Source organism: Roseomonas rosulenta (assembly GCF_016106005.1).
Lineage (GTDB): Bacteria > Pseudomonadota > Alphaproteobacteria > Acetobacterales > Acetobacteraceae > Neoroseomonas > Neoroseomonas rosulenta.
This window is the reverse complement of sequence record NZ_JACADR010000036.1, coordinates 14,235-27,101: the sequence shown is the minus strand read 5'-3', so window position 1 is coordinate 27,101 and position 12,867 is coordinate 14,235. Positions and strand designations below refer to the sequence as shown.

The following is a 12,867-nucleotide window of genomic DNA, read 5'->3' as shown; positions in this document are numbered from 1 at the left end:
GCGCGGCGGTACGGGCGGCCGCCTGGCGCGCCGCGGGTGCGGCGGGCGCAGCGGGCTGCGCGGCCTGCGGACGCGGCGCGGTATTGGCGTCTGCCCGGTAGGGCGCCAGCAGCAGCAGCGGGGCGACAAGGGCCATGGCGAGGCCGAGCGAAACCCCTGCGGCGCGGTGTCCGTGCGCAAGCATGGCGGGGTGATGGACCCTCGCACAGCGCCGGGTCAAGCGCGCAACGTCCAGGCCGGACGATGTTTCTTCGCAACGGTCGGCCGCGCCCCGCCCGCGGTGTCGCGCGCCGGGCCGCGCGCGCGCCGGATGGACATGGCCGCGCCGCGCTGCGATTCTGTCGGTAATGGACCCGCCGGCGCCCCGCCGCGCAAGGGCCCCACGTCCGGAGGATGCCGCCATGACCCTCGCCATCGCGCGCCGCGCGCTGCTTGCCGCGCCGCTCGCCGCCCCCGCCCTGGTCCATGCCCAGGGGGGCTGGAAGCCATCGCGGACGGTCAACATGATCGTGCCCTTCGCGGCCGGGTCGGGCACCGACACCGTCTCGCGCCTGCTGGCCTCCCTGCTCGAGGCCGAGTGGGGCATCCAGGTGGTGGTCGACAATCGTCCGGGTGCCAATGGCGCCATCGCCGCGGTGGCCACCGCGCGCGCCGCGCCGGACGGCCAGACGGTGATGATCACGACCAACAGCCCGCATGGCGCCACCCCCGCGCTGATGCGCCGGCCGACCTATGATGCGGTGGCGGATTTCTCGCCGCTGTGCCGGATGGGGACCTACATCTTCGTCCTCGCGATCAACGACCAGGTGCCGGCGCGCAGCTTGGCCGAGTTCCTCGCGCTGGCGCGCGCGCAGCCGGGGCGGATGACCTGCGCCTCGGGCAACACCACCGGCGTGGTGGGCGCGGCCATGCTGAACCGGATCGGCAATGTCGACATCACGCACGTGCCCTACCGGTCCTCCCCGCCGGCGATGACCGACGTGATCGCCGGGCGGGTGAACTCGATGTTCGCCGATGTCGCCGCGTCGCGCGCCTTCCTGGCCGAAGGCAAGCTCAAGCCGCTCGGCATCACCTCGGCGCGGCGCACGCCGCTCTTTCCCGAATGGCCGACGCTTGCGGAAGCGGGGCTGCCTGGCTTCGAGCTGCTCTCCTTTATGGGCGCGGTCGGCCCCGCGCGCATGCCCGAGGAGATGGTGGCCGGCTGGAACGCCGCCATCCGCCGCGTCTGGGACCGGCCCGAGACCGAGCGCCGCCTCGGCGAATTCGGCATCGAGCGCGTCACCTCGACTCCGGCGGAATTCGGCGCCTTCATCCGCGAGCAGATCGCCTTCTGGGGCGAGCAGGCGCGCGCCGCCGGGATCGAGCCCGAGTAGGGGCGTCGCGCCAGGGGCGCGCGAGTCACGGTCGCGCCAAGGGCGCGCGGGTCAAGGTATTGCCAGGGGCGCGCCCGTCATACTTCCGCCACATGCGCGCGCATCATGCCGGCCATCGACAGGCCGCGCCTTGCCGCACGGTCGCGTCGTCACCAATTCGCGCGAAAGCTCAAGAAGGTGAGGGAGGCCGCGACCGTGATCCAAAGGGAAACCAGCATGACCGCTTCCAACCGTGCCGCCGCCACCCTGGCCCGTTCGCTCGCCGAGATCGCCGAGGGCGCGCTGCCGGACCGCATCCGCCTGGAGCAGGCCGCGCGCGTGATCGTGGCGGCGCGCCGCGCCGCGCTGCTGGCGAACCAGGGCGCGATCGCCGCCCCTTCCGTGGCCGACCCGGCCGTGCAGGCGGTGACCGAGATCGCCCGCCATTGGGACGAGCGCGCCGTGACCGCGCTGGAATACGCCGAGGCGCTGCCGGTCGCGGCACTCGAGCGCCTGCTGCGCGCCGCCCCCGGCTGGGCCGCCGCCTTCACCCCCGCCATCGACCGCCTGGCGGCCTGACGCGCGTGATGCACCCGGCGCCACCGCGCCGGGTGTGCCCGCCGGCCATACGCGCTATACCCGCGCTTCGGCGGAGCACGGGACTGACATGATGGCATCGAGCGGCGCAGGCCGGGGCAAGGCAGCTAACGGACCGCGACGCGTCCTGCTGCTGACCGGCGCCTCGCGTGGGATCGGACACGCGACCGTCAAGCGGTTCTCCGCGGCCGGCTGGCGCGTTATTACGGTTTCCCGCCAGCCCTTCCCGGAGCAATGCCCGTGGGAGATGGGCCCCGAAGACCACATCCAACTCGACCTCACCGACCCGACCGCGACCGAGACGGCCATCGCCGAGATCAAGGAACGGCTGAAGCCCGAAGATGGGCGGCTCGATGCGCTGGTGAACAACGCCGCCATCTCGCCCAAGGGGCCGGGCGGGTCGCGGCTCGGCTCGCTCGAGATGGACCTCGAGGGCTGGCTCAAGGTGTTCCGGGTGAATTTCTTCGCCCCGGTGCTGCTGGCCCGTGGCCTCGTCGAACCGCTGAAGAAGGCCAATGGTGCCGTTGTGAACGTGACCTCGATCGCCGGCGGGCGCGTGCATCCCTTCGCCGGCGTGGCGTATTCGACGTCCAAGGCGGCGCTGGCGGGCCTCACGCGCGAGATGGCGGCGGATTTCGCGCCGCTCGGCATCCGGGTGAACGCGATCAGCCCCGGGGAGATCGATACGTCGATCCTGTCCCCGGGTACCGAGAAGATCGTGCAGGAACAGATCCCGATGCGCCGGCTCGGCCGTCCGGAGGAAGTGGCGCAGGCGATCTACTTCCTCTGCACCGAGGCGTCGTCCTATGTGAACGGCGCCGAGATCCACATCAATGGCGGCCAGCATGTCTAGGCGCTCGCCTGCGGCAGGCGCCTGAGTCTTTGTGCGACCCTCAAGCGGCGGGCGCCGCGCATCCGCGCGGCTTGCCTTCGCGCCCTGCGCTGATGCTCCTGGCGCCGGAGTCGGTCTGGGCGCGGTCGCGCTTCGCGCTCGCGGATCGCGCACGGCGCGATCCGGTTTGCTTTGACCTGAAGCAGAGGCCGCCGTCATGCGCCGGCTCGCCTTTGCGCCCTGCGCCGCTGCTCTCGGCCGGGTGGGCGGGGTCGTGCGGTGCGCTCCGGCGTCCTGCTGCGCAGGATCCGCAGGTCGTGCCACATCCTGAACGGCTGACACATGTCGGGTAGCGTACGCAGGCGCGGCGTCGCACCTCTGCGCCTGCTGCTGCCCTTCCTGCGGCCCTATCTGCCGCGCGCCCTGGGCGCGGCGGCGGCGCTGCTCGCCGCGGCGGGGCTGACGCTCGCGATCGGCCAGGGGCTGCGCCACATCATCGACGACGGATTCGCGGGCGGAGCCGGCGCGCTGAACCGGTCGGCGGCCGTGATGGGCGGAATCGTCGCCGCGCTCGGGATCGCGACCTCGCTGCGCTACTACCTGGTCACCTGGCTCGGCGAACGCGTCGCGGCAGACCTTCGCCGCGCGGTCTTCGACCATCTCACGCGGCTCGATGCGCGCTTCTACGAGACGGCGCGCACCGGCGACCTGATGTCGCGCCTGACCGCCGATGTCGCGCTTCTGCAATCGCTGATCGGCTCGGCCATCTCGATGGGGCTGCGCAATGCGCTGACGGGCATCGGCGCCTTCGCGATGCTGGTGCTGACCAGCACCAAGCTCGCGGGGCTGATGGCGGTGGTGGTGCCCATCGTGGTGCTGCCCATGATCCTGTTTGGCCGGCGCGAGCGCCGCCTTTCCAAGGCCGCGCAGGAACGCGTGGCGGACCTCGCGGCGAGTGCCGAGGAAGCCATCAACGGCATGCGCACCGTCCAGGCCTTCACGCACGAGGACGCGGAACGCGCTCGTTACGGCGCGGACTCCGAACGCTCCGTGCAGGCGGCGCTGCGGCGCGTGGCGAACCGCACCATCCTGATCCTGACCGTGATCCTGCTCGGCTTCGGCGCCATCACCTTCGCGCTGTGGGTGGGCGGGCAGGATGTGATCGCGGGGCGCATGAGCGGCGGGGACCTCACCGCCTTCGTCTTCTACGCCGTGCTGCTCGCGAGTGCCGGTGCCACGGTCAGCGAATTGTGGGGCGAGATCCAGCGCGCCGCCGCGGCCGCCGACCGGCTGGCGGAGATCCTGATGGTGGAGCCCGCAATCGCCGCGCCGCCCGCGCCCGTGGCGCTGCCCGCGCCGCGCGGCGCGGTGGCGTTTCGCGACGTGACCTTCCGCTATCCCTCGCGCCCGGAAATCCCGGCGCTCGACCGCTTCTCCCTGGACGTCGCGCCAGGCGAGACGGTGGCGCTGGTGGGCCCGTCCGGGGCGGGCAAGACCACGGTGCTCTCATTGCTGCTGCGCTTCTACGACCCGCAGCACGGGCGCATCGAGCTGGACGGCGTGGACATCGCCGCGGCCGCGCCCGAGGCGGTGCGCGCACGCATCGGCCTGGTGCCGCAGGACCCCTCGATCTTCAGCGCCTCGGTCGCCGACAATATCCGCTATGGCCGCCTGGGCGCGACCGATGCCGAGGTGCGCGCGGCAGCCGAGGCCGCCTCCGCCGCTGGCTTCATCGCGGCCCTGCCCGAGGGCTACGCCACGCATCTGGGCGCGCGCGGCGTGACGCTCTCCGGCGGGCAGCGCCAGCGCATCGCCATCGCGCGCGCCATCCTGCGCGACGCGCCGGTGCTGCTGCTGGATGAAGCGACCTCCGCGCTCGATGCCGAGAGCGAGCGCGCCGTGCAGGATGCGCTGGCGCGCCTGTCGCAGGAGCGCACCACGCTGGTGGTGGCGCATCGCCTCGCCACCGTGCGCGCGGCGGACCGCATCGTGGTCATGGAGGCCGGGCGCATCGTCGCGACCGGCACGCACGAGGCGCTGCTCGCGGAAGGCGGCCTCTATGCCCGCCTCGCCGCGCTCCAATTCGCCGACGCCTGAGGCTCGTCGCCACCGCGGGGAGGCTTCGCCTTCGTGCCTCTCGCAGGCCGGGCGGGCGGGATTCCCGGCCCGTCGCGTTGCGGCGCGGGTGGCGCCGCGCGCGCGGCCCGGCGGGCCGCGGGTCGGGCCTCGCTTCGCTCGCTGTCAGCCCTGCGCGAGGAACGCCAGCACCGCCGCGTTGAAGTCGGCCGGATTGTCCGCCTGCACGCTGTGCGCGGCGTTCGGGATGGTCACGCGCCTGGTGTTCGGCATGGCCCCTTCCAGCGCACCCAGGATGCGCCCGAATTGCGGCTGCGACTGGTCGCCGCCGACCAGCAGGGTGCGGATGCGGATGCCCTCGGCCTCGGCGCGGCTGTAGGGCCGGCGCTGCTCATGCACCTGGCCGAGCAGGGTGCGGGCATTGTCGCGGCTGACGGCCTTGCGCGCCTCCGGCCGCTTGGCCCAGGCGCCGGGGCCGCCGGTGTGCTCGGCGATGACGGTGAGGCCTTCCTCGACCTTTCCCTCGCCGATCAGCGCGGCGCCGCGCGCGAAGGCCGCGCCCTGCTGGCCGGCGGGCGGTGCGCCGCCCAGCGTCTCGTCCAGTTCGCCGCCCGGTTCCAGCAGCACGAGGGATTGCACAAGGTCGGGATGATGCTGCGCGACGCGGAAGGCGATGTGTCCGCCGCGCGAATGGCCAATGAGGCGCACCGGGCCCTCGCCAAGCGCCCTGATGAAGCCCGCGATGTCGGCGGTATGGCGGGCGATGGTGAAGTCGCCTCCGTCGGTCCACTGCCCTGGCCAGCAATGGCGCAGGCTGACGGCGATGGCGTGGTGCGCGGCGCCGAAGGCCTCCATCTGCGCGGCCCAGGAGCGCTGGTCGCCGAGCGTGCCATGCACCATCAGCAGCGGCGGGCCGGAGCCGGCCTCGGCATAGGCGATGGGATAGCCGTCGATGGCGATGCTGGGCATGCGTGCGTCCTCCGTGACGTGCATGGAGGCACGGCGCGCGGCGCGCGGGAAGCCCCGCGGATCAGGCCGCGCGTGCTTCGTCCATGATGGCGCGGAAGTGCCGCACCGTCGCGCCCAGCCCTTCGAAAACGCTCTGCGAAATCAGGAAATGGCCGATCGACACCTCGGTCACTTCGGGCATCGCGGCGATCGGCCCGACGGTGTCGTAGGACAGCCCGTGCCCGGCATGGCACAGCAGCCCTGCCGCGCGCGCCGCCAACGCACCCGCCTTCAGCCGCGCGAGCTGCGCCGCGCGGTTCGCGACCGGCCCCTCGGCATAGGTCCCGGTGTGCAGCTCGATCGCCTGGGCGCCGATGCGAGCGGCGGCCTCGATCTGCGCCGGATCGGCCTCGATGAAGATCGACACGCGCACCCCGGCGGCGCGCAGGCGCTGCACCGCTTCGTGCAGGAAGGGGCCGGCGCGCAGCACGTCGAGGCCGCCTTCCGTGGTGAGCTCCGCACGCTTCTCCGGCACCAGGCAGCAATAGGGCGGGCGGATGCGTTCAGCGAAGGCGACCATCTCCTCGGTCGCGGCCATCTCGAAATTCAGGGGTGCCGCGATCTCGGCGCGGACGCGCTCCACGTCGCGGTCGCGGATGTGGCGGCGGTCCTCGCGCAGATGCATGGTCACGCCGTCGGCGCCGGCCTCGACCACGATGCGCGCGGCTTCGACCGGGCAGGGAAAGGCGCCGCCGCGCGCGTTGCGCAGGGTCGCGACGTGGTCGACATTCACCGAGAAATCGAGATGCGTCATGCGAACCCCCTGGCGCGCGCGAGTTCCGCCGCGAGGCGGATCGCCGCGATCAACGACGACGGATCGGCGCGGCCCGTGCCCGCGATATCGAGCGCCGTGCCATGGTCCGGGCTGGTGCGCACGATGGACAGGCCGAGCGTGATGTTCACCCCGCCCGACATGTCGAGCGTCTTGATCGGGATCAGCGCCTGGTCGTGATACAGGCAGATCGCGGCGTCATAGGTCGGGCGGGCCAGCGCTGTGAACATGGTGTCGGGCGGCATCGGGCCGCGTGCGTCGATGCCCTCGGCGCGCAGCATCGCGATGGCGGGGGCGACGATGTCGATGTCCTCGCGCCCCATGGTGCCGGCCTCGCCGGCATGGGGGTTCAGGCCCGCCACGGCCAGGCGCGGCGCGGCGATGGCGAATTCCTCCCGCAGCGCACGCGCGGTGATGCGGGCCGTCTCGGCGATCAGTTCGGGCGTCAGCCGCGCGATCGCCTTCGCCAATGCCTCGTGGACCGTGACGGGCACCACGCGCAGGTCGGTGCTGGCGAGCATCATCACCGGCGGCACGCCCGTGCCGGCGATCTCGCCGAGATATTCGGTGTGGCCGGGATGGTGGAAGCCCGCCGCGGTGAGGGTCGCCTTCTGGATCGGGTTGGTCACCACGCCCGCGGCGCGGCCGGCGCGCGCGAGGGCCACCGCCTCGGTGATGGCGGCGATCACGGCGGGCGCGTTCGCGGTGTCCGGCTGGCCGGGAACCGGCGGGCGCGGCAGGGGCCGATGCAGCACCGGCAGCGCCTGCGCGAAGACCGCGGCGGCCTCCTCCGGCGCATCGATCGCGCGCACCGGCACGTCGAAGGCGCGCGTCGCGTCGTCGATCAGCACGAAGGCCGGACCGGTTGCGTGGAGCGCGCGCCAGGCGCCGGCGGCGATCTCGGCGCCGATGCCGGCGGGTTCTCCCATGGTGAGCACGAGGGGGCGCATGGGCTCCGCTTTACGTCCTGGCGCGCGACATGGCGAGGGCTTGCGGCGACGCAAGGCGGCGCGCGCCGCGCATGGTAGTGGTGCGCCATGGAGTTCCTGGCGAATTGCCTGCACGACCTGACGGCGCTCGGCCCCGGCGGCGTGCCGGCGGTGATGGCGGCGCTGTTCCTTGCGGGCCTTGCCGGCGGGGCGACGCATTGCGCGGGCATGTGCGGGCCCTTCGTGATCGCCCAGGCGGCGGCGGTGGCGGACCGCGCGGCGGCGGGGGGGATGCTGGGGCGGATCTCCGGCGCGGCGCTGGTGCCCTATCACGCGGGGCGGATGCTGGGCTACGCGGGCCTCGGTGCGGCGGCGGGCGGCTTCGCCGGGATCGTGGCGCTGGGCACGGGGTTGCGCTTCGTGCTGGCGGTGCTGCTCGGCCTCGCGGCGCTGCTGATGTTTGCGCAGGCCAGCACGCGGGTCGCGGCGCTATTGCCGCGGCTGCCGGCGCCGCGGCTGCCGGCGGGGATGGAGCGCCACCTTGGCGCGCTGCTGGCCGCACCCACGGGGCTGCGCGGCGTGGCGCTGGGGCTGACGCTCTCGGCCTTGCCCTGCGGCCTGCTCTACGGCGCGCTGGCGGGGGCGGCGGCGACCGGCTCGGCTCTTGGCGGTGCGCTGGTCATGGCGGCCTTCGTGGCGGGGACGGTGCCGGCGCTGGTGGGCGTGGCGCTGCTCGGGAGGTTCTTCGGCCGGCGCGCGGGGCCGGGGATGCGCCTGGCGGGGGCGGCGCTGTTCGCGCTGAACGGCGTGGTGCTGGCGGTGATGGCGGTGCGGGTGGTGGCCTGACGACACAGACCTGCGGATCGCGCGCAGCGCGATCCGGGAGCGCACGGCGCGACCGCGCCCAACCTGGATGCCGCGCCGGGCGCGTCAGTGCAAGGCGCGAAAGCCAAGGCCGCGGATGCGGCCGCGTCACACCGCAGGCGTGCCTTCGGCACGACGCGCCTGAGGGCAAAAAAACTAGTCCACCAGGTCGCGATAGGCATGGAACGTCGCATGCCCGACCAGCGGGATCACCAGCGCGAGGCCGAGGAAGAACGGCACCATCGCCATCGCCGTGAAGACCACGATCAGCCCGGCCCAGAACAGCATCGCGCCGGGATTGGCCAGCACCGTGCGTACCGAGACCGCGATCGCCTCCATCGCCGTGATATCGCGATCCACCAGCATCGGGATCGACACGGCGGAAATCGCGAAGGCTGCCCCCGCCAGCACGGCGCCCGCGCCGGTACCCACGATCAGGAAGGGCAGCAGCATGTCGGACCGCAGCATCGCCATCGGCAGCGCTTCCAGCGAAGGGGTGAAGTTGATGCCGAACATCAGCATGAAGATCAGCGCCGCGACCCGAACCCAGAACAGGTGCAGCAGCACCAGCACCACGCCCATGAAGGCCAGCTGCCCGCCATTGCGCGTGAAGCCCGCCATGCAGGCGGCGAAGGTGACGGGCTTACCTTCCTCGCGCAGGCGGGACGCCTCGTAGAGCCCCGCGGCGAGGATGGGTGCGACCATGAAGAAGCCGGCCGAGGCCGGCAGGATGGCCCAGGCGGTGCGCGCCCAGAGCAGCACCAGCGCCAGCACCCAGCCCGCCAGCGTCAGCGCGCCGCCATAGAAGAAGCCGATCTGCGGGTTCGCCATCAGGTCGCGCCAGCCCGCGGTCAGCCAGGCCCAGGGCCGGTCGGGGGCGACGGTGCGGATGATGGCGGGTCGACGGGTGGCGGCTTGCGCATCGCTCGGCATGGCAGGTTCTTCCCCCCGGCACGGGCGGCTCGGCCGCCCCGGACTGCCGCGCAGGCTAATCCTGCTGCAGCGCAAGAAACTTGATCCGGATCAAGGACGCTGCGCGGCCTCCGGCGTTCCCTGCCGGCCGTGGCGCGCATCGCGACTCCGCGGCGGCGCCGGTGTGGGAGAAATCGGTCGTGGCAGCAGCAACGGCAAGCGCCGCCCTGGCGCCGGGGCAGGCGATGCGGGCGGGAGAGGTGACGTTTGTGGAGGCGCCGATCCGTGCCTTCGCCATCGCCACCGCCTTCTGGGGCGTGGTGGGCTTCCTGGTGGGCGTGGTGATCGCCTCGCAACTGGCTTTCCCGCTGCTCAACCTCGACCTCGAATGGACCACCTTCGGGCGGCTGCGCCCGCTGCACACCAGCGCGGTGATCTTCGCATTCGGCGGCAATGCGCTGCTGTGCACGTCGCTGTTCGTGGTGCAGCGCACCTGCCGTGCGCGCCTGTTCGGCGGTGACGATGCCGGCTGGTTCCTCTTCTGGGGCTACCAGTTCTTCATCGTCATGGCGGCACTCGGCTACGTGCTCGGCATCACGCAGGGCAAGGAATACGCCGAGCCGGAATGGTACGTGGACATCTGGCTGACGGTGGTCTGGGTCGCCTACCTGATCATCTTCGCCGGCACGATCATGAAGCGCGAGGAACCGCACATCTACGTGGCGAACTGGTTCTTCCTTGCCTTCATCATCACGGTCGCGGTGCTGCATCTCGGCAATAACATCTCGATCCCGCTGGATGTGGGGTCGTCCTCGTCCTACGCGGCGCCGCCCGGCGTGCAGGGGGCGATGATCCAGTGGTGGTACGGCCACAACGCTGTGGGCTTCTTCCTCACCGCCGGCTTCCTCGGGATCATGTACTACTTCATCCCGAAGCAGGCCGAGCGCCCGGTCTATTCCTACCGGCTGTCCATCGTGCACTTCTGGACGCTGATCTTCCTGTATATCTGGGCCGGCCCGCACCACCTGCATTACACCGCGCTGCCCGACTGGGCGCAGGTGCTGGGCATGGTCTTCTCGGTCGTGCTCTGGATGCCCTCCTGGGGCGGCATGATCAACGGGCTGATGACGCTCTCGGGGGCGTGGGACAAGCTGCGCACCAACCCCGCACTTCGCTTCAGCGTGACCGCGGTCGGCTTCTACGGCATGTCCACCTTCGAAGGCCCGGTCATGTCCATCCGCGCGGTGAACGGGCTCTCGCACTACACCGACTGGACCATCGGTCATGTGCATTCCGGTGCGATGGGCTGGGTCGGCTTCATCACCTTCGGCGCGCTGTACTACCTGTTCCCGGTGCTGTGGCGGAAGCAGGCGATCTGGAGCGAGAAGCTGATCGCCTGGCATTTCTGGCTCGCGACCCTCGGCATCGTCTTCTACATCACCGCGATGTGGGTCTCGGGCATCATGCAGGGGCTCATGTGGCGCGCCTATGACGAGCTCGGCTTCCTCCAGTACTCCTTCGTCGAGACCGTGGAGGCGATGCACCCCTACTACGTGATCCGGCTGCTGGGCGGGCTGCTCTACCTGACCGGCGCGCTGATCATGGCCTTCAACCTCTGGAAGACGGTGACCAGCAGCGAGGAGGCCGCACCGGCCCCCGTCGCCGCGCCGGCTTCCGCCATCGCCGTCGCGGCGGAATAAGGGAGCACAGGCAGATGTTCGCATGGCTTCGCGACCACGGCATCATCGAGCGCAACGTGGTGCTGATGGCGGTGCTCACCCTCATCACCATCTCGATCGGCGGGCTGGTGCAGATCGTGCCCCTGTTCGCCGTCGAGACCACGATCGAGCGCGTGGCGGGGGTGCGCCCCTACACGCCGCTCGAACTGCGCGGACGCGACATCTACGTCCGGGAGGGCTGCTACAACTGCCACTCCCAGATGATCCGCCCCTTCCGCGACGAGCTCGAGCGCTACGGCCACTACTCGCTCGCGGCCGAGAGCATGTACGACCATCCCTTCCAGTGGGGATCGAAGCGGACCGGGCCGGATCTCGCGCGCGTCGGCGGGCGGTATTCGGATGACTGGCAGGCGCAGCACCTGCGCTCCCCGCGCGCGCTGGTGCCGGCGTCCATCATGCCGCCCTATGCCTTCCTCGACCGGCCCCTCGATGTCTCGGACGTGCAGGCGCGCATGCGCGCGCTGCGGGTCGCTGGCGTGCCCTACACCGACGACATGATCGCGAATGCGGTGGCGGACCTGCGCGCGCAGGCCATGCCGGATGCCGATCCCGCCGGTTTCCAGGGCCGCTACGCCCGCGCCCGCCAGGCCGCCTTCGACGGCGACCCCGGCGTGGTGACCGAGATGGATGCGCTGGTCGCCTACCTGCAGATGCTCGGCACGCTGGTCGACTTCCGCGACGTCACCCCCGCGCAGCTGCGCCAGCCCTGAGGAGCGCGCGATGGACACGCTGATCGAACACCTGCCCACGCTGCGCGCCCTCTGGGTCGTGTGGTTCTTCGTGCTCTTCCTCGGGATGTTGTGGTTCGTGCTGCGCCCGTCGAGGAAGCGCCACTTCGAGGACCAGGCCGATATTCCGCTGCGGGACGACGACGTCCCCGGCGCACGCAGCACCCGCTGAGGAGCATCCGAGGATGCCGACGAAGATCGAGAAGGACAGCCTGACCGGCACCGACACCACCGGCCATGAATGGGACGGGCTGAAGGAGCTGAACACCCCGCTGCCGAAGTGGTGGCTCTATACCTTCTACGCGACCATCGCCTTCGCCGTGGTCTGGGTGGTGATCTACCCCTCGCTGCCGGGCTGGAAAGGCGTGTCGGGCTGGGTGGCGCGTGAGGCGGTGGTCGCCGACGTCGCCGCCGCCCAGGCGCACAACGCGCCCATGCTGGCACGGCTTCGCGAGGCGACGCCGGCGCAGATCGTGGCCGACCCGGAACTGCGCGCCTTCGCCATCGCCGGCGGGCGCGGCGCCTTCGCGAACAACTGCGCCTCCTGCCACGGCGCGGGCGGTCAGGGTGCCGTGGGCGGCTTCCCGTCCCTGGCCGATGACGACTGGATCTGGGGCGGCTCGCTCGAGGCCATCCAGCACACCATCCGCCACGGCATCCGCTCGAACGAGAGCGACGACCAGCGCCAGAGCATCATGCCGCGCTTCGGCGCCGACGGCCTGCTGACCCGTGCGCAGATCGAGGACGTGGCGGAGCACGTGCTCTCGCTCACGAGCCGCGCCACCGACCAGGCGGCAGCCGCGCGCGGTGCGGCGATCTACGCCGAGCAGTGCGTCGCCTGCCATGGCGAGCGCGGCGAGGGGAACCGCGATGTCGGCGCCCCCCGGCTGTCGGACCAGGTCTGGCTCTATGGCGGCAGCAAGCGTGACATCGTGGCGATGATCACCAACCCGCGCGCGGGCGTGATGCCGGCCTGGCAGGGGCGGCTCGATCCCGCCATCGTCAACATGCTCGCCGTCTACGTGCATTCGCTGGGTGGGGGCGAGTAGGGCCGCGCG

General features: G+C 71.7%; 13 protein-coding genes. 9 read left to right on the top strand and 4 right to left on the bottom strand.

The genetic code is table 11. The features are described from left to right. Positions 1-401: 401 nt before the first annotated feature. From HW578_RS07355 to HW578_RS07340, 4 genes are all read left to right on the top strand, one after another. Positions 402-1,373, top strand: coding sequence for a Bug family tripartite tricarboxylate transporter substrate binding protein (locus tag HW578_RS07355; RefSeq protein WP_198369897.1), 972 nt, complete (start codon positions 402-404; stop codon positions 1,371-1,373). Positions 1,374-1,589: 216 nt separating this feature from the next. Continuing rightward, positions 1,590-1,931 carry a hypothetical protein gene (locus tag HW578_RS07350; RefSeq protein ID WP_198369896.1) on the top strand — a complete coding sequence of 114 codons (342 nt, stop codon included), beginning with the start codon at positions 1,590-1,592 and terminating at the stop codon, positions 1,929-1,931. An 88-nt stretch (positions 1,932-2,019) separates the two neighbouring features. Beyond that, positions 2,020-2,802, top strand: coding sequence for an SDR family NAD(P)-dependent oxidoreductase (locus tag HW578_RS07345; protein ID WP_369407842.1), 783 nt, complete (start codon positions 2,020-2,022; stop codon positions 2,800-2,802). Positions 2,803-3,123: 321 nt separating this feature from the next. Continuing rightward, positions 3,124-4,878, top strand: a complete 1,755-nt coding sequence (locus HW578_RS07340) for an ABC transporter transmembrane domain-containing protein (protein ID WP_198369895.1) — start codon at positions 3,124-3,126, stop codon at positions 4,876-4,878. Positions 4,879-5,022: 144 nt separating this feature from the next. On the opposite strand, the gene HW578_RS07335 is transcribed toward HW578_RS07340, so the two are convergent. The 3 genes from HW578_RS07335 to pdxA form a co-directional block, all read right to left on the bottom strand. Continuing rightward, positions 5,023-5,826, bottom strand: coding sequence for an alpha/beta fold hydrolase (locus HW578_RS07335; protein WP_198369894.1), 804 nt, complete (start codon positions 5,824-5,826; stop codon positions 5,023-5,025). 61 nt (positions 5,827-5,887) lie between these two features. Beyond that, the gene (locus tag HW578_RS07330; RefSeq protein ID WP_198369893.1) at positions 5,888-6,619 is read right to left on the bottom strand and encodes a pyridoxine 5'-phosphate synthase; all 732 of its coding nucleotides are present in this window, start codon (positions 6,617-6,619) and stop codon (positions 5,888-5,890) included. Continuing rightward, complete coding sequence (gene pdxA / locus HW578_RS07325) at positions 6,616-7,587, bottom strand: 4-hydroxythreonine-4-phosphate dehydrogenase PdxA (RefSeq protein ID WP_198369892.1); 972 nt, start codon at positions 7,585-7,587, stop codon at positions 6,616-6,618. Before pdxA ends, HW578_RS07330 begins: the two co-directional genes overlap by 4 nt. 87 nt (positions 7,588-7,674) lie before the next feature. Here pdxA and HW578_RS07320 point away from each other — a divergent pair, with 87 nt between their 5' ends. Then, entirely contained in the window at positions 7,675-8,412 is a 738-nt protein-coding gene (locus HW578_RS07320) for an urease accessory protein UreH domain-containing protein (RefSeq protein ID WP_198369891.1), read from the top strand. Between the two features lie 174 nt (positions 8,413-8,586). Here HW578_RS07320 and HW578_RS07315 read toward each other — a convergent pair whose 3' ends face one another. Further along, the gene (locus tag HW578_RS07315; RefSeq protein ID WP_198369890.1) at positions 8,587-9,363 is read right to left on the bottom strand and encodes a DUF2189 domain-containing protein; all 777 of its coding nucleotides are present in this window, start codon (positions 9,361-9,363) and stop codon (positions 8,587-8,589) included. Between the two features lie 179 nt (positions 9,364-9,542). Here HW578_RS07315 and ccoN point away from each other — a divergent pair, with 179 nt between their 5' ends. From ccoN to ccoP, 4 genes are read left to right on the top strand one after another with little or no spacing between them, the layout of a single operon-like run. After that, positions 9,543-11,042, top strand: coding sequence for a cytochrome-c oxidase, cbb3-type subunit I (ccoN, locus tag HW578_RS07310; protein ID WP_456308269.1), 1,500 nt, complete (start codon positions 9,543-9,545; stop codon positions 11,040-11,042). A 14-nt stretch (positions 11,043-11,056) separates the two neighbouring features. Next, positions 11,057-11,791: a cytochrome-c oxidase, cbb3-type subunit II gene (gene ccoO / locus HW578_RS07305; protein WP_198369889.1), complete on the top strand. Its 735-nt coding sequence runs from the start codon at positions 11,057-11,059 to the stop codon at positions 11,789-11,791. A 10-nt stretch (positions 11,792-11,801) separates the two neighbouring features. Continuing rightward, entirely contained in the window at positions 11,802-11,981 is a 180-nt protein-coding gene (locus HW578_RS07300) for a cbb3-type cytochrome oxidase subunit 3 (protein ID WP_198369888.1), read from the top strand. 13 nt (positions 11,982-11,994) lie between these two features. Beyond that, positions 11,995-12,858: a cytochrome-c oxidase, cbb3-type subunit III gene (gene ccoP, locus HW578_RS07295; RefSeq protein WP_198369887.1), complete on the top strand. Its 864-nt coding sequence runs from the start codon at positions 11,995-11,997 to the stop codon at positions 12,856-12,858. Positions 12,859-12,867: the final 9 nt, after the last annotated feature.